We start from the raw sequence: 17,864 nt of genomic DNA on the forward strand, positions 1-17,864 counted from the left end.
CTCCGCCAGTCGGGGCAGGCGCCGCACATGCATGCGTGCGCCCGCCGTCGGTATACCGCCCTCCACGGTAACGCGGTTTCGATCGCTCTCTGGCGTGTCAGCTTGTCATGTGAGACAATTCGCCGTCGCCGCTTCAACGTTCGGCGTGGCGGTGATGTTCGACGACATGCCACACCTTGGGCACCGCGAACAGGCAGATCGCGAAGATGACCGCGGATATGGCCAACGCGACGAGCGTGGCGACCAACGTTCTGCCGGTCGGCAATTGCAGCGCGAAGAACGAGGCCACGAACGGGATGCACGCGCCAATCACGCCGGCCGCCGCGAAACAGGCGACCAGGATGCCCCGCCACGAGTTCAGCGGCTTGGCCACGCGGGCCAGGACGAACACGCCCATGACGAACAGGATGATCGCGCTGGTGGCGCGCAGCGCCCCCAGATCCGCACTCGACTCAGCCGGATCCCAGCCCATGATGCCCGGCAGCAGCCAAGCTGTCAGTAGCACGGACAGCGCCGTGGCCATGCCGCCGGGGAGCGCGAAGCGCACCACGCGCTTGAGGAAGCCGGGGATGTAGCGCCTGGTATTCGGCGCCAACGCCAGGATGAACGCCGGGGCGCCAATGGTCAGCGCGCCGATGTAGGTGATGTGCCGCGGCAGGTACGGGTACGGGATCTGCGTGAGGACCACGCCGAGCGAGATCAGCGCCGAGTAGACGGTCTTGACGAGGAACAGGCTGGCCACGCGCTCCATGTTGGCCATGACCTGCCGCCCGCGCGCCACCACGTCGGGCAGATGGGAGAACTTCGAATCGACCAGCACCACCTGGGCCACGGCCTTGGTGGCCGGTGCGGCGTTGCCCATCGCGATGCCCAGATCGGCCTCCTTGATGGCCAATGCGTCGTTGACGCCGTCGCCAGTCATCGCCACCACGTGATTGCCGGCATGCAACGCCTGCACGATCGCCTTCTTCTGGTCGGGCAGCACGCGGCCGAGCACATCGACGTTCTCCAGCACGCGGGCCATCTCGGCGATATCCTCGGGCAACTCCCGGGCGTCCATCGCCACAGGGCTACGGTTCCCCGCCAGATGCACCTTGGCGGCGATCGCCCCGACCGTGGCCGGATTATCGCCGGAGATGACACGACAGCGCACACCCTGTTCGCGGAACCAGGCTAGCGTCTCCTCGGCGTCGGCGCGTATGCGCTCCGAGCAGACCACCAATGCCACCGGCCGCGCCGAAGTAACCAGACGTGGATCATCGGCCAGTGCGGACCATGCCGACTCGTCTACGGAACCGCCGGAAACCTCAGCAGGATTCCCCGACGACTCCCCCGCGCCCATTCCGGACACATGAGCAACCAAGAGCACACGGTCGCCATCGGCCGCGATGGCGTTGACCTGGCTCAAGACGTCGGTATACTCACCATCCAACGCCGCCAGGATGACCTCCGGCGCACCCATGTACCACAGTCCTTCGGGCTGCGCCTGTGCTCCAGTCTCGACGAGTCCCGTTCCATCGGCGGTCGCATCGGCACCGGTAGCGGCACCTGCGTTCCCGACCTCGTCCAACCGCGGATAGGACACGGCGCTCCATTTGCGCGCCGAGGAGAAGGGCACGCGCATGTCGATGCCGGCCGGGGCGAACCCACGCTCCCCCAACGCCTCGAGAATCGCCCGTCCCGTGCCGTTCGGCTGTTCCTCATACGACAGGTCGTACAGCGCCTGCAGCACGGTGTGTTCGTCGGCGGCACCCCCTGCCGGCTGACGTTCCGCGGACGCCTGCCCGGATGCGCTGCCGGCGCCGTCCAGCATGACCAGACGGTTGAAGGCGATGCCGCCATCGGTGATGGTGCCGGTCTTGTCCAGGTTCAGGCTGTCGACGCGGGCGAGCGTCTCCACCGATTCGAGCTCCTGCACCAGGGTGTTCCTGCGGGCCAGCCGAATGGCGGCGAGCGCGAAGTTCAGCGAAGTGAGCAGCACCAATCCTTCGGGGATCATGCCCACGACACCCGCCACGGCCGAGACTACGGCCTGACGCCATTGCCCGGTGGCGATGGCCACGCCCCAGCCGCCGACGGTGTTGATCTGCGACCAGATGAGCAGCGCGCACAGCGGCACGACCAGGAAGGTCATGAACTTGAGGATGGTGTTGATGCCCTTGTTCAGGTCGGACACGGTTTTCTTGTAGACCTTGGCCTGGGCGGTCAACGTGGCGGCGTAGCTGTGTTCGCCCACGGCGTTGACGCGGACGAGCGCCATGCCGGACACCGCGGTGGACCCCGAATAGATCTGGTCGCCCTCGTCCTTACGGACCGTGCGCGATTCGCCGGTCAGCATCGACTCGTCAAGCTCCAGACCCCAGCTTTCAAGCACCTGGGCGTCGGCCGGCACCTGTTCGCCGGAGCGGATCCACATGACGTCGTCGAGCACGATCTGGTTGTGCGGCACCTCGACGTCCCGCCCGTCACGCCGCACGAGGAAGTCGGACGCCACCAGGATCGACAGCCTGTCCAGCGTACGCTTGGCGCGTAGCTCGGTGACGATGCCGATGCCCGTGTTGATGATGATGACGAACCCGAACACCGCGTCACGCCAGGAACCGGTGATGAGCACCAGCACCATGGCCGCCAGGATGATGCCGTTGAACAGCGTGAACACATTGGCCCGGATGATCTCCAGCAGCGAGCGCGAGGTCGAGTCCTGGACCCTGTTGCTCTGCCCGGATTCCATACGGGCTTCGACCTCGGCCCGGCTCAATCCGGGCTCGGCGGTCGCGGGCATAGCGGGTGCGTCATTGACGGTGCTCATGATGTCCTTTACTGTCGTGCGGCGATCGGTTCTCTTCCATTATTGGGCATGGTCCCCGCCGATGGTACATATCTACCCCCTGATTCTTCCCTGAGCCCGTCGCTCATGCCATCATCCGAGGGAGTGATATGGTTCCGCCCCTACTCGTCCACCAGTGTGCCGACCATCATGTCCTTGTCGTGCGGCAGATCGTCGATGATGGTCATCACGGCGTCGTCGATCGGTGTGGCATCGGCCGCACGGTCGTTGATGGTCAGCGCCGCCGCGTACAGCGTATCGTCCGGGAGATCCGACAGCGGATTCAGCAACGCCACCGGAATCCCGGCCCCACGGGCGTCGCCGAGCGCGTCGTCCCAGCCGTCCGCCGTGTCGTCGGCGATGTCGAGACGACTGACGACGATGATCGCCACCTGCCGCTCCGCCATATCCTTCACGCCTTGCTGCGCCGCACGTGCCGGGTCCTCCACCTCGGCGACCGACAGATAGGAGGCCGCCAGACCGGAGTCCTCGAACGCCTGCAACGCCACGCGATCGAAATCTGGCCGGTCGGAGCCGATGAAGCCGATGACCACGTCGCCGCGGTCGAGTCCGTCGAACGCCACGTCGGGTTCCTTCTCCTGCGTATCGCCCACGGCCTTGTCCGGCGGCGTGCACGCGCCCAGCAAGCTCAGGGCCGCGACCGATGCCGCGGCCAGTCCGCCAATACGCCGCAACGGGATTGTCATGGCGTTCATCCTTCCGCCGTTACGTCAGCCCCGCCGCCGGAACAGGGCGACGGTCTCGACGTGATGGGTCATCGGGTAGATGTCGAAGGCGCGGATATCGGCCAACTCGTAGCCAAGGCCGAGCAACGTGCCGGTGTCGCGCGCCAGGCTGGTCGGATCGCAGGCGATGTAGACGATGCCCTGCGGCTCGGCGACGGCGATCTGACGGCAGACCTTCGCGCGCGCGCCGGCGCGGGGCGGATCGAGCACCACGACATCGGGACGGGACAGGTCGTGCGGCACGTGGTGCAACGTGGCGGAGACGTCGCCGCAGCGCGCGTCGACGGCATTGATGCCGATGCGACGCAGGTTGCGCTGCGCGTTGCGCACGGGGGTTTTGCCGCCTTCGACGCTGAGCATGCGCATGCGATCGGCGGCGAGCGTGGCCAACGGCAACGTGAACAGACCGGATCCGGAGTACAGGTCCCACACCGTGGCGGCGGCCGCGCCGTCGAGCACGCCTCGGACCAGCCCCAGCACGTGGTTCGCCAGGGCGACCGGCGCCTGACGATGCATCTGCCAGAAGCCCGCGGCATCCACCATGTACCGGAAATCATGCCCATCGACGGTTACGGTCTCCTCGAGTTCCCGGGATCCATCGCGCAGCGCGCCGTCGACGAGGATGGCGTAATCGTCCGCCATCTGCGCGCCACGGGGCTCGGGGGCGGCGATGCGGATCTGCGAGCCGGGTTCGAAACCGCCATCCCAGACGTGATGGTCGGCGGCGACCTGCAGCAGGGTCTCGCTGGCCAGAGGCATCGTGTCGATCGGCACACGGACGTGGGTGCCGCGGCGGCGCATCGACGGTCGTCCCTGATCGTCGACGATCATCTCGATGCGGGTACGCCAGTTGAGGCCTCCGGTGGCGAGGTCGCACTCCATGCGTTCGATGGGCACGTCCTCGAGCTCGATATGCCCCAGCCGGCTCATCTGTTCGCCGATGGTGATGGCCTTCCAGCGCAGCTGGCCCTCAAGGCTCACATGGACCAGGTCGGCGCCGCCCACGCCGCCGCCCATCGCCAGCGGGCCGGCCAGCGGCCAGGGCGGGGTCACACGGTCTTCGCTCGCCTCGAGGACCTCGACCACCTCGCCGGTCCAATAGCGATCGTCACGGTCGTGCGGCTCGTCGAGCACGATGCGCACGAGTTCGCCGGGCAGCGCGAAACGGACGAACACCACGCGTCCGTCAAGATGGCCGACGCACCGGCCCTGATCGGCATATCGTTCGATGCGGATCGTCGATTCCATGCATCCTGCTCCTGACGCCCGATACGGGCCTTGCGGCCTTGCGGCCTGTACGACTGGTTCATGGCCGGACGGCATCCGCCCCGACGCCGCGTCTACGCGTCCCGCCGTGGCGGCTCCGGTTCGGCGTGCCGTTCCTCCGCCGCGGATTGCATCGCCTTGTGGTGGTGCATCGGCGTGGCGATGATCAGGTAGGAGATCCAGATCATCAGCGCCCAGAACGGGATGCCCATCAGCAGGCGGGCCGTTCCCAGCCAACCGACCTGGTCGGTCAGATACAACGGCACCTGCACCAGCAGCCGCAGTGCGAACACGCCGATCCACAGCGCGGTGATGATCGTGTACGCGCGCCTGAGCGGCTTGTCCCGCATCCAATCGTCCAGCCAGGCCTTGAGGTGTTCGGTGGGCAGCGTGCGGATGAACTCGACCGCCAGACCGAGCGCGGGGACACGGACGATCAGCGAGAGCGACAGCACGACGATATAGAACGCGTTCGTCAGGAATCCGAACATGTAGTAGTTGCGGGCCTCGTGGCTCTGCCACGCCCAGATCAGGCAGATGCCGACCGCCAGCAGACCGCTGGCGGCGCCCACGGCCGATTGACGCTGGATCAGGCGGACGACGACCTGCAGCACCGCCAGCACGGCCGACACGCCAACCGTCAGTTCCAGATTGCTGGTGATGACGAACAGCACCACGAACACCACTCCGGGCAACATCGATTCGATGACGCCGCGCGGTCCGCCGATCGCGTCGATGACGGAGAAATCCTCATCCTCGCCGGCGCTGGCCAGCGAGGCCAGCCCGGTACGTTTCCCTGGTTCTGCCATACGGGTATCCCGATCAGTAGCGTTCCTCCGGCCGGTCGTCCATGGCGACCGGCCGGCTGCCGAGCGATAGGCTCAGCGGACCTCGGAGAACATCGGCCCGCGCGACAGCGTGGTCTCCACCTGCACCTGCTGGTCGGAATCGAACGGCCCCTTCGGCTTGCCGGGGACGTCACGCTTGTCATCGCCCTGTTCGGCGGCTTCGGCGGCCTGTTCGGCGGCACGACGCTGCTTCGGGGTGACCGGCGGGTGCATCGGGATCAGATCGCGGGGCGCCAGCGGTTCGTCGCCGCGCTCCACCACGATATCGGCGAAGAACTTGTTCAGCGCATCGGTTTCGGGCCCCTCGGCCACGGCGGCGCGACCGGAGAACACGCCGCGCAGCATCCACCGGGGACCGTCGATGCCGACCACGCGGGTCATCACGCTGCGGCCGCCCTTGAGCGTGACCGGCAGCATGATCTCGGTGCCGAACACGCCCTCCTTCTCGGTCGCCTTCTCGTTGGCGGCCAGCAGGTCGGCGCGCATGTCGTCCCACAGCCCCATCGTCTTCGGGGCGGCGAATGCCTCGATCTCCAGGCTGGAGGCACCGAAGGTCACCGTGGCGCCCAGCACCTGGCCCGTCTTGCGGTTCGCCTTGATGCGCAGCTGGATGCCCAGCAGGAACGGCAGGTAGTACGATCCCAGATCCAGGTATTCGTCGTAGTCGGGCACGTCCTCGTCGTTCACATCCCACGGGCCGTAGACCTCGCCGCGCCCCTCATACGCCGCCGACGGGGCGGGCGGGAACGCCGGCGTCTGCTCCGGCTGAGTTTCGGCGGCGGACTCGCCCTCTTCGGCCTCGGTCCGGACGGCCCCGAGATCCTCGGCCTCCTTGATCTCCTCGGCCTCCTTGGCTTCGCGCTTCTTCCTGCCGAATCCGAACAGTCCCATAATGCTCCTTTGATAATGGTTTCGTGCTCGTGTGCAACCGTCCTATAGCCTAGCACCCGGATGACATCCGAACCTGAATGCCAGCTGGACCGTCACACGTCATAGGTGATGGTCAGCGGCGCATGGTCGGACCACCGGGCGTCGTAGGTGGGGGCCTTGTCGATGACGAACCCCCGCGCGGTCTGGGCCAGTTCAGGCGTGGCGAACTGGTAGTCGAGCCGCCAGCCGACGTTGTTGTCGAACGCCCTGCCGCGCTGGCTCCACCAGGTGTACGGCCCCTGGATGTCGCCGGCCAGGTCGCGCACCACGTCCACGAATTCGTATTCGTCCAGCCAGCGGTCCACATAGGCGCGCTCCTCGGGCAGGAAGCCCGCATGCGTCTCGTTGGCCTTGGCGTTCTTGATGTCCAGCGGCGTATGCGCGATGTTGAAATCGCCGCACAGCACGGCCTGCCGTCCGCCGGAGGCCGCCTCGTCGCGCAACTGCCCCAAACGGACCAGCATCGTGTCCAGGAACCGGTACTTCTGGGTCATCTTGACCTCGTCATCGCTGTTGCCGGCGTGCACGTACACGCAGGCCACCGTGATCACATACCCCTGCGGCGTGCGCACATCGGCCTCGATCCACCGGCCCGAATCCACGTCCTCATCCAATCCCGGCAAGCCGTAGCGGCGTTCGACCACCGGCAGATCGCTCAACAGCCCGACCCCGGCACGCCCCTTGACCCGGCAGACCTCGTTCATCGCCGACAATTCCCCCTGATCGCCGATCTTGCCCGCCGTGGCGTATTCAAACCCGAATTCCGCGAAGATCGGATCGACCTCCTCCTGCGGGGCACGCACCTCCTGCATGCACCACACATCCGGCGTGTTCGCGCCCGCCCAGGCGGCGATGCCCTTGCGCCGCGCCGCACGGATGCCGTTGACATTCGAAGTCGTGATAGTGATCGTCATACCCCGAACCATACCAGCCGCCCCGCACCGCACCCGGGCACGTCCGCACTGCCCCGGCCGGATGGCCGCCCACCGTTCGTGACCGCGCCGACGGATTGCGCCTTCCGCAACCGGATCCGCCCCGATGGCGGTGTATCATACCGAGTTGGCGCGGGGCATATCGGTATGCGCCCGCACGGTTCCGACATCCATGCACCAATGACGGGAGGGAATATGACGAATCCGACCGCATCCGTGGCGATGACCGCCGAGATGACGCGCGGTTACGCCGAGTCATTCAACGCGGATCGCGCGAATCTGGTGGCCGCCAACGCCTCGGTGTCCGAAGGGATCCTGAAGGCCGCGACCGATTACAAGGGCATGCGCGCCCTGCCACGCGACTTCTCGATCGAGCTCAAGCAGGGGTCGATCACCAACCAGCGCCAGTCCGGCCGCTGCTGGATGTTCGCAGGCCTGAACACGCTGCGCTATGAGCTCATGCACCGCTGGAACCTGGAGGACTTCGAGTTCTCGGAGACCTACCTGTTCTTTTGGGACAAGTTCGAGAAATCGAACGCCTATCTGGAGAACGTGCTGGAAACGCTTGACGAGCCCACCGACAGCCGCCTGTTCCAGAACATCAACGGCAATCCGGCCGGCGACGGCGGCTGGTGGCAGATGTTCGCCGCCTTGGTCGACAAATACGGCCTGATGCCCAAAAGCGCGTTCCCGGAGTCGGCGAACTCCCGCAATTCGACGGCCTTCGAGCAGTACCTCAACACCAAGCTGCGCGAGTTCGCCGCCGAGTTGCGCGACCGCCACGCCGCGGGCGCCACGATTGACGAGCTGCGCGACCTCAAGGTCAGGGACATGGAGACCGTGTACCGCATCTGTGCGATCGCGTTGGGCGAGCCGCCCGCGACATTCGACTTCATCGCCCGCACCAAGGACGGCAAGAACACCGGCAAGGATACGGACGCCGCCGACGCGCCGAAGTCCGGCATCGACGACCGCCCGCAGATCCGCGAGTACGGCATCACCCCGCTCGAGTTCTACAGGAAGTACGTGCCCGTGGACGTCGATGAGTTCGTGACGCTGGTCAACGCTCCGATGGCGCGCACCCCGTTCGGCAAACGATACCGGATCGCCTACACCGAGAACGTCAAGGAAGCCGGTCCGATGGAATTCGTGAACGTGCCGTTGGACACGTTCAGGAAGGCCGCCGCGGACCAGCTCGCCGCCGGCCACCCGATCTGGTTCGCCTGCGACTGCATGCAGTTCTCGCTGCGCGACGAGGGGTATTTCGACTGCGACACCGTGCGTGTGGACCAGCTGTTCGGCACCGAGTTCACGTTCGACAAGGGTCAGGGCCTCGAATACGCCGACTGCCCGAGCAACCATGCGATGACGTTCACCGGCGTGAACATCGCTCCCGATGGCGCGCCTGACCGCTGGAAGATCGAGAACAGCTGGGGCAAGGACAACGGCGACGACGGCTATTACGTGGCCTCGGGCGCCTGGTTCGACCGCTTCGTGACGGAGATCGTCGTCCGCAAGGACTGCCTCGACGACGAGACGCGCGCGCTGCTCGAAACCGAACCGGTGACGCTGGACCCGTGGGCGCCGCTGACGCGGCCGTGCCGTTGAGCCGACACGCCCCGCGTCATATGCGTGTGCCGGCGCGACCATTGCGATCAGGCCGTCGCGGTTCCTGGAGCCGCGACGGCCTGTCCGTACCTTGTTCAGAATGGAACAAGCGAATCCGGATCAGAGATGAGAGGAAAGATGATCCGGATTCGCTCCGTGGAGGCGCCGCAGAAACGCGGCGACCGTCTTATAGGAGCCGCATCATCCTATGGGATCATGCGCTCCGCTCGGTGTCTGCCGCTCAGGCTTCCTTCTGCCAGCCGATGTTCTCGGTGTGCCAGATGCCGCCGTTGCAGTTGTTGAAGCCGGAGGGGCCGAAATTGGCCAGGCCTTTCTTGACTGCTGTGTACGATGGCGGCACATCGGTCGGAATGGTGCCATACTGTTCGAAGGCGGCCTTCTCGGCCTCGTTGAACGCGGCGATGGCCTCGGCGGAGTCCGACATCGTCGACGGCTTCTTGAGCATCGCGTCGATCTCCGGCGTGCCGATGAAGCTGTAGTTCGAATCGGAATCGGAGCCATAGAGCTGGTAGCCGGAGGTGGAGTAACCGTACGGGTCGGAGGCGGACCAGCCCATCCCCAGCACCTCGAAGCTCTTGCTGATCAGGGTCTTGGAGAACTCCGAGCTGTCGAGGTTCACGATCTCGCAGTCCACGCCGATGTCCTTCATCATCTTCTGGTAGGCGTTCGCCATGGCGCTCTGGGTGGCATCATCTCCGAAGTACGTGTAGGAGATCTTGACCGGCTTGCCGTCCTTCTGGTAGTAGCCGTCATCGCCCATCGTGTAGCCGGCGTCCTCCAGCGTCTTCTTGGCGGCGTCCACGTCGTATCCGGAATCCTTCGGCAGGTTGTTCTCATAGCCGTCCTGGAAGACTAGCATGCATTCGGAACCGGGCTGCGGCGAATCGTAATCCGTGCCTTGGTAACGGATCTTGGACCACGTCTTCTGGTCGAAGCCCTGGGTGATGGCCTTGCGCACCGCGATATCCTTGAGTGAATCGGCCGTGCCGTTGTACGTCAGCACATCGGTGGACTTGCTGTAGCCGATGCGGATCTGCACATCATCCATCGAGCGCACGATCTTCAGGTTGTCGGCGGTGCTGGCGCCCACCGCGTCAATCTCGCCGTTATGGAACGCGTTGATGGCTGCGCTGGATTCCATCTGCTTGAACACCACCTTGTCGAGCTTCGGCTTGTCGCCCCACCAGTTCGGGTTCGGGGTGAAGGTGACCTGCGAGTCGTCGAAGGAGTCCACGACGAATGGGCCGGCGGCCCACTCGGTGTGCGGATCGTTGACCCAGCCCTGGGTGAAGGTGTCCGCGTCGGCGGCCTTCGGGTTGACCAGTAGGTTGAACAGACCGGTGTACGGGTAGAACGGGGTTTCGAAGGTCACCACGACCTGCTTGTCGGACTCGCCCTTCTCCACCGAGGCGATCTGGTCGTAACCGGTGGTCATCGGCGGGTTGTAGGCCGAATCCTTGCCGTTCAGCGCGTTCCAGGTGGACTGGAAGGCGGTGTAGTCGATCTCGCTACCGTCGTTCCACTTGGCATCCGGGTTGATGTCGTAGGTCACCACCATCGGGTCCTCGCTGGTGAGCGTGACCTTCGACAGGAAGTCCGGGTTCGGGGTGGCCTTGCCGTCGAACGAGTAGTCCCACAGATGCGGCTGGTAGAACGACCAGAACTCACTCATGTACAACGTGTTGCCGTCGGTGCTGTTGGCGTTCCAGTTCGGGCCAATCTCGGTCGTGGCCAGGGTCAGCGTGCCGCCGTCCTGGATGTTGTCACGCTCCTGCGGGTTGTTATATGCCTTCGACGCGTCCGGAGCGGGCAATGTTCCCGTATAATCCGACGGAACGCCGTCCGCCGGCTGGACGTAGCCGCTCTTGGACGCGGAGGCGTCGCCCGCGCCGTTGCCGCCGCAGCCGGCCAAGGCCATCGAGGCCGCGGCGACCATGGCGATCGTCCACGTCATCGTCTTGCGCATATTCATATTTCGCTCCCCTCATGGTTCGCAGACCATCATGTCCTCCCCGGCATCGGTCGCGCTTGTGGCGCCGCACGATGCCGGGGGCGATTGTGAATCCCCAGATGTACCCCACACTGTTCACAAGGAACAAGTCGAAATCCCAATCTCGCGGTCCACTATAGGTCTTACGTACCGAGATGGGAACGATGTCGTGGTCCTGCTTGTTACGAACACGTTACGCCATGGCGTCGTTTTCCTTGAAACGACTGGGTTTTCGTCAATCCGAACACCGCGGTCGCAATGTGGACGGTTTCGCCGCATACGCGCCTTCGGGCAACGAAAAGGGGCCTGCGCAGCCCATGGTTGCGCAGGCCCCGAAATCAGACCGGAATGGTCACGGGGGCGTAATCCCTATCGGAATCAGGCCTCCTTCTCCCAGCCGATGTCCTCACGGTGCAACGTGATCTGCATGAAGCCGGACGGACCGTAGTTGGCCAGGCCTTCCTTGACGGCCATGTAGATCGGCGGGGTCGAAACCGGGACGGTGCCGTACAGCGCCAGCGAAGCCTTCTCGGCCTCATTGGCAGCGGCGGTGGCCTCGGTCGCGTCCTCAAGCGTGCCCGGAACAGCCCACAGCTCATCGACCTCGTCCGAACCCACATAGGTGAAGTTCGAAGAGGAATCGGAGCCGTACAGCTGGAAACCAGAGGAGCTGTAGCCGAACGGATCAGAGGCGGACCAGCCCATCGGCAGCACCTCGTAGGAACCGCTGACCACGGTGTCGGAGAACTCGGAGTTGTCGAGGTTGATGATCTCGCACTCGACGCCGATGTTCTTCATCATCTGCTGGTAGGCGTTCGCCATAGCGGTCTGGGTGGCGCTGTCACCGAAGTAGGTGTAGGTGATGTGCAGCGTCTCGCCATCCTTCTCGTAGTACTCCTCGCCCATGGTGTAGCCGGCGTCTTCGAGGGTCTTCTTGGCACCCTCGACGTCGAGCTCCTGCACGTCCTCCGGAAGGTTGTTCTCATAGCCTTCCTGGAACGGCTGCAGGATCTCGGAACCCGGACGCTCCGGATCCCAATCCACGCCCTGATAGGCAATCTTGATCCAGGTCTCATAGTCGAAGCCCTGGGAGATGGCCTTGCGCACAGCGATGTCCTTCAGAGCACCAGCGGTGCCGTTGTAGGTGAAGACGTTGGTCTGCATCGAGTAACCGATACGCAGCTGCACGCCCTCCATGCCACGGACGATCTTCAGACGATCGGCCGAAGCCGCACCGCCGCCGGAGGCACGGCCACCGATGGCGTCGATCTCACCGTTCTGGAACGCGTTGATGGCAGCGGAGTCGGCCATCTGACGGAAGACCACGCGATCCAGCTTGGCCGGGTTGCCCCACCAGTTCTCGTTCGGCACGAAGGTGACCTGCGTGTCGTCGAAGGACTCGATGGTGTACGGGCCAGCGGCCCATTCGGTGTGCGGATCATTGACCCAGCCCTGGGTGAACACGTCCGGATCGACCGAGTTCGGGTTCACAAGCTGCTGGAACAGATACTGGTACGGGTAGAACGGGGTCTCGAAGGTCACCACGACCTGCTTGTCGGACTCGCCCTTCTCGACCGAGGCGATGTTCTCATAGCCCATGGTCTGCGGCGGGTTGTAGCGGTCGTCCTTGCCGTTCAGGCAGGTCCAGGTGGACTGGAAGGCGGTGTAGTCAATCGGGGTGCCGTCGTTCCAGGTGGCCTCTTCGTTGATGTCGTAGGTGATGACCAGCGGATCCTCGCTGGTGACCTCAACGTTGGTCAGGTAATCCGGGTTCGGGGTGGCCTCGCCACCAACGCTGTAATCCCACAGGTGCGGCTGGTACCAAGCCCACAGCTCAGCCATGTAAGCGGTGTTGCCGTCGGTGCTGTTGGCGTTCCAGTTCGGGCCGATCTCGGAGATGTCCTGGATCAGCTCGCCGCCGTCCTGGATGTCGTCACGATCGGTCGGGTTGTCGTTGCGCTCGCCCGCGACCGGGGTCGGCAGCGTGCCCTGATAGCTCGAGGGGACACCGTCATCCGGCTGCACGTAGGCTTCGCCATTGCCGTTGTCGTCGGTGTTCGCGTTATTGCCGCCGCAGCCGGACAGAGCCAGGATGCAGGCAGCGAAAGCAGCAGTCACCGCAATCATTGTCTTGCGAGTTTTCACTTATTGTTTCCTCTCGTCTCGAATGTGCCTCGCGGCACTGAAACAGTTCCGATGGTAGTAGGACCGCTGACCAAACCGCGGCGATGATTCACCTATTGGACACATGTTCGTAACACCGACGCAACATCACGGGCCGGAAGCCGGTGCTCCACGCCCGTTTTCGGCAACAAAAAACACCGGATGGGTCCTGAGGATCCATCCGGCGATCACGGAGACGGCGCGGGTCGGCGTTCACTCACCCGCCGTGCCCATAGGTCACGCGAAGTGGCAGGCCGCCATGTGGTCGGCGGCGCCGCCCTTGGCCACCAGTTCCGGCGACTCGCCAAGGCAACGGGCCTGCTGTTCCTTGGTCAGCGTGGAGAACATCGGGCAACGGCCGGCGAACGGACATCCCGAGAAGCTCTCGGACGGGCTCGGCAGTTCGCCTTCCAGCACGATGCGCTGACGGGTGCGCTCGATCTGCGGATCGGGCACCGGCACCGCGGACAGCAGCGCCTTGGTGTACGGGTGCAGCGGCTCCTCGAACACGTCGTGGTTGCTGCCGAGCTCCACGATGCGGCCCAGGTACATGACGGCGATGCGGTTGGAGATGTGCCTGATCACCGACAGGTTGTGAGCCACGAACAGGTAGGCCACGCCCAGCTTGTTCTGCAGGTCCTCCAGCAGGTTGATCACACCCGCCTGGATCGAGACGTCCAGCGCGGAGACCGGTTCGTCGAGCAGCACCAGCTTGGGGTTGACGGCCAGGGCGCGCGCGATGGCGATGCGCTGACGCTGGCCACCGGAGAACTGCGTCGGGAAGCGGTCGACCTGATCTGGGTTGAGCTCCACCAGGGCCATCAGATCGCGGATGCGGTCGTTGATCTCCTGCTTGGACAGGCCCTGCACCTTCAGCGGCTCGGCCAGGATGTCGTAGATCGGCAGACGCGGGTCGAGCGAGCTCATCGGGTCCTGGAAGATGTACTGCACGTTGCTGTGCAGCTCACGCTTGTCCTCGCGGCTCATGCGCTTGGCGATCGGCTTGCCGAGCACGGAGATCTCGCCCGATTCGGGCTGACGGAACTCCATGATCTCCAGCAGCGTGGTGGACTTTCCGGAGCCGGACTCGCCCACCAGGGCCACGGTCTCGCCCTCGCGCACGTCGAGCGTCACATCGTCGACGGCGTGCACCTCGCCGACCTTGCGGCGCAGGAATCCGCCGGCGGTCAGCGGGAACGTCTTCTTCAGATGCTTGACGTCGAGCACGGTCCGGCGCCGCTCGCGCGGGATGCCGTCGAACTTCGACTTCACCGACTCGCCGACGGTGTAGATGTCGCTGAACGTCAGGTTCTGATCGACGATCTCCTTGACGCGGTGGCAGGCGGCCAGTTGGCCCTCACGCCCCTCGACCGGCAGCAGGTCCGGCTCGCCCTGACGGCAGATGTCGGTGGCCAGGGGGCAGCGCGGCGCGAACGGGCAGCCCTTCGGCATGTTCACCAGGTTCATCGGCGCGCCGGGGATCGGCACCAGACGGCTGGACTTCTCACGGTCGGGGCGCGGCACGGCGCCCAGCAGACCCATCGTGTACGGCATGACGGGATTGTGGAACACGGTGTCCACATCGGCCTTCTCGACCGGACGGCCCGCGTACATCACGATGATGTCATCGGCGATGCCGGCGATCACGCCCAGATCGTGGGTGATGAAGATCACGGCGGCGCCGGTCTCCTGCTGCGCACGCTGCAGCACCTCCAGCACCTGGGCCTGGATCGTCACGTCCAGTGCGGTGGTCGGTTCGTCGCAGATGATGATATCCGGGTTGTTGGCGATGGCCATGGCGATGACCACGCGCTGACGCATGCCGCCGGAGAACTGATGCGGATACGACTTGAGCCGTTCCTCGGCGTTCGGGATGCCGACCAGCTTGAGCAGCTCGATCGAACGGGAGACGATCTGCTCCTCGGTCATCTTCGGGTTGTGGATGACCAGGGCCTCCTTGAGCTGCTCGCCGATGGAGAACACCGGGGTCAGCGCGGAGAGCGGGTCCTGGAAGACCATCGCGATGCGGTCGCCGCGCAGGACGCTCATCTCCTTGTCGTTCTTGGTCAGCAGTTCGTCGCCGCGGAACTTGATCGAGCCTTCCACATGGGCGTTCTTGTCGAGCAGACCCATGATGGCCATCGACGTCACGGACTTGCCGGAACCGGACTCGCCCACGATGCCCAGGGTCTTGCCGCGGTACAGGTCGAAGTTCACACCACGCACGGCACGCACGGTGCCGGCCTCGGAGGCGAAGTTGACGCGCAGGTCGCGCACTTCCAGCACAGGCTGCTCGCCATTGGCGGGCGCGGCCGCCACAGTATTCATCGGTTCAGTCATCACTCCGCCTTTCCGGCCGAACGGGAATAGGGATCGATCGCGTCACGCAGACCATCGCCGATCAGCTGCACCGAGAAGGTCAGCAGGATCAGCACGGCCGAGGGGAACAGCAGGATCCACGGGGCGGTGAGCACCGAGGACTGGCCGTTCATCAGCAGCGTACCCAGCGAGGTGTCGGGGGCTTTGATGCCCAGGCCCAGGAAGCTCAGTGCGGTTTCCTGATTGACGGCGCTGACCACGCCCAGCACGGTGTTGATGATGAGCACCGAACCGAGGTTCGGCACCAGGTGGCGCAGGATGATGCGGAAGGAACCGACGCCCATGAACTTGGCCGCACGGATGTAGTCCAGCTCGCGCAGGCTCATGGTCAGCGTGCGGATGACACGAGCGTAGCCGATCCAGCCGAATGCGGTGATGCCGATGGTCAGCCACAGCCATCCGGACGTGCCGGACGAGGAACGCACGATCATGGCCACGAGCAGGAAGGACGGGATGGTCAGCAGCATGTCGAGGATCCACATGCCGACCTTCTCCACCACGCCCTCGAAGAAGGCGATGGCCGTGCCGAGCACGGCGGAGATGATCATGATCAGCGTGGAGGAGATGATGCCGACGAGCAGCGAGCGGCCCAGGCCGCGCACGATCATGGCGTACATATCCGAACCGCCGATGGTGGTGCCCAGCCAATGGTCGGCGCTCGGCGCCGCGGCGAGGGCGGTGAAGTCCGGTTCGTCGTACTTCCAGGGGCAGACCATGGCGCCGAACAGCGCGAACAGGATCAGGATGCACAGCACCACCAGGCCGAACACGGCCGAAGGACGGCGCATGAAGCGGCGGACGTACAGCGTCATGCGTCCGGTGCGCTTGAGGTCCTGGGCGTCCCCGCCCTGGGAGACGGGGTTGACGACGACTGCGGCGGGCGTGCCTTCGGTGGCGACGTCCTGATTCAGACCGAGGTCCTTTTCTTCGGTGGCCATGTCGCTCACGACCGGTCTCCTTCCGCGAGAGGTCCGTTGACGGACCATGTATTCACTGGCAGCATTGCTTGGTTCACTGGATATCACGCACCTTCATCAGTTCAGTCGGATGCGCGGATCGAGCCACGCGGCGAGGATGTCGGCCAGCAGGGCGCCGGCCAGCGTGCACACGCCGCTGAACGCCGCGATGCAGACGGCACCATTGATGTCGTTGTCCTGGATCGTGGTGACGAAGTAGCGGCCCAGACCGTTGATGGCGAACACCGTTTCGGTGATGACCGCGCCGGTGAAGATGCTGGCGATCGAGAACGCGATGTTGGTGGTGGTCGGGATCAGCGAGGTGCGCAACGCGTGCTTGCGGATCGCCTGATTGAGCGTCAGGCCCTTGGCGCGGGCGGTGCGCACATAGTCGGCGTTCATCGTGTCCAGCAGGTAGGTGCGCTGCGTCAGGTGGTAGTTGACGTAGCCGATGCATACCAACACGATCGTCGGCAGGATGATGTGCTGCAGGAAGTCCAATATGGCCAACCCTATGTTCCCGCCCTCATATGAGTGCAGACCCGTGACGTAGAAGATGCGGGTGCCGGTGGCGTTGTTGATCGCGATGGCGCCGAGCACGATGAGCAGGCCGAGGACTGCGGCCGGGGTCACCAGGAAGAGCGTGGAGACGGCGTTCAGCGCGCGGTCCTGCCACTTGTACTGGCGGATGGCGGTGTACACGCCCAGGCTCACGCCGATGATGATGGACAGCACCGTGGAGATGGCCACCAGCTGCACCGACGAGGAGATGCGGGAGGCCACAGCCGGAGCGACCGGTTCCTGATCGGGGGAAAGACCCCAGTTCCACTCGGTGACGATGCCCTTGAGCCAGTTGAAATAACGGACGAGCACCGGGGTCTTGTCGTTGATGTTCGCCAGATCGAGCGAACGATCGATGGACGCCTCCGGCGGACGGGGGTTACGCGACATGTAGTTCGAACGCGGATCCATGAACGCACTTGCCAGGAAGTACGTCATCGAAATGGCGACGAATAGCATGATCACGTAATTCACCAAGCGTCTGATGATGTATTTAATCACTTGCTACTCCCTTATCAGGATGTTCGGCCATGCAAACTCTTCAACATTCTAGTCGTCGAACCGGTGAGCCGAGCCATTTTCATTAGATGCTGTTATATCAAAAGCGCCGGAAGTTCAGACGCCGTTCATGTTCCGA

The 17,864-nt window shown here is 64.5% G+C and carries 12 protein-coding genes; 1 reads left to right on the forward strand and 11 read right to left on the reverse strand.

The features are described 5' to 3' along the window. Positions 1-133 precede the first annotated feature (133 nt). From OU11_RS02205 to OU11_RS02230, 6 genes are all read right to left on the reverse strand, one after another. A complete protein-coding gene (locus OU11_RS02205; RefSeq protein WP_033514312.1) occupies positions 134-2,782 on the reverse strand; it encodes an HAD-IC family P-type ATPase in 2,649 nt (882 codons plus the stop codon). A 167-nt stretch (positions 2,783-2,949) separates the two neighbouring features. Further along, entirely contained in the window at positions 2,950-3,534 is a 585-nt protein-coding gene (locus OU11_RS02210; protein ID WP_033514211.1) for a type 1 periplasmic-binding domain-containing protein, read from the reverse strand. Between the two features lie 24 nt (positions 3,535-3,558). Next, the gene (locus OU11_RS02215) at positions 3,559-4,821 is read right to left on the reverse strand and encodes a class I SAM-dependent RNA methyltransferase (RefSeq protein WP_033514213.1); all 1,263 of its coding nucleotides are present in this window, start codon (positions 4,819-4,821) and stop codon (positions 3,559-3,561) included. A gap of 92 nt (positions 4,822-4,913) precedes the next feature. Next, positions 4,914-5,648, reverse strand: a complete 735-nt coding sequence (locus tag OU11_RS02220) for a DUF3159 domain-containing protein (RefSeq protein ID WP_033514215.1) — start codon at positions 5,646-5,648, stop codon at positions 4,914-4,916. Positions 5,649-5,720: 72 nt separating this feature from the next. Further along, entirely contained in the window at positions 5,721-6,578 is an 858-nt protein-coding gene (locus OU11_RS02225) for a DUF3710 domain-containing protein (protein ID WP_033514216.1), read from the reverse strand. Between the two features lie 92 nt (positions 6,579-6,670). Beyond that, positions 6,671-7,531: an exodeoxyribonuclease III gene (locus OU11_RS02230; protein WP_033514218.1), complete on the reverse strand. Its 861-nt coding sequence runs from the start codon at positions 7,529-7,531 to the stop codon at positions 6,671-6,673. A gap of 213 nt (positions 7,532-7,744) precedes the next feature. Here OU11_RS02230 and OU11_RS02235 point away from each other — a divergent pair, with 213 nt between their 5' ends. Continuing rightward, positions 7,745-9,157: a C1 family peptidase gene (locus OU11_RS02235; RefSeq protein ID WP_033514220.1), complete on the forward strand. Its 1,413-nt coding sequence runs from the start codon at positions 7,745-7,747 to the stop codon at positions 9,155-9,157. Positions 9,158-9,398: 241 nt separating this feature from the next. On the opposite strand, the gene OU11_RS02240 is transcribed toward OU11_RS02235, so the two are convergent. The 5 genes from OU11_RS02240 to OU11_RS02260 form a co-directional block, all read right to left on the reverse strand. Further along, positions 9,399-11,150 (reverse strand): ABC transporter family substrate-binding protein, encoded by a 1,752-nt coding sequence (locus OU11_RS02240; RefSeq protein ID WP_081963390.1) that lies wholly within the window; start codon positions 11,148-11,150, stop codon positions 9,399-9,401. Between the two features lie 396 nt (positions 11,151-11,546). Further along, positions 11,547-13,295 carry an ABC transporter family substrate-binding protein gene (locus OU11_RS02245; protein ID WP_033514221.1) on the reverse strand — a complete coding sequence of 583 codons (1,749 nt, stop codon included), beginning with the start codon at positions 13,293-13,295 and terminating at the stop codon, positions 11,547-11,549. Positions 13,296-13,568: 273 nt separating this feature from the next. Continuing rightward, entirely contained in the window at positions 13,569-15,671 is a 2,103-nt protein-coding gene (locus OU11_RS02250) for a dipeptide ABC transporter ATP-binding protein (protein ID WP_052122553.1), read from the reverse strand. Further along, the gene (locus OU11_RS02255; RefSeq protein ID WP_033506249.1) at positions 15,671-16,648 is read right to left on the reverse strand and encodes an ABC transporter permease; all 978 of its coding nucleotides are present in this window, start codon (positions 16,646-16,648) and stop codon (positions 15,671-15,673) included. Before OU11_RS02255 ends, OU11_RS02250 begins: the two co-directional genes overlap by 1 nt. A gap of 96 nt (positions 16,649-16,744) precedes the next feature. Beyond that, positions 16,745-17,728, reverse strand: a complete 984-nt coding sequence (locus OU11_RS02260) for an ABC transporter permease (RefSeq protein WP_033514222.1) — start codon at positions 17,726-17,728, stop codon at positions 16,745-16,747. Positions 17,729-17,864: the final 136 nt, after the last annotated feature.

Source organism: Bifidobacterium pullorum DSM 20433 (genome assembly GCF_000771405.1).
GTDB lineage: Bacteria > Actinomycetota > Actinomycetes > Actinomycetales > Bifidobacteriaceae > Bifidobacterium > Bifidobacterium pullorum.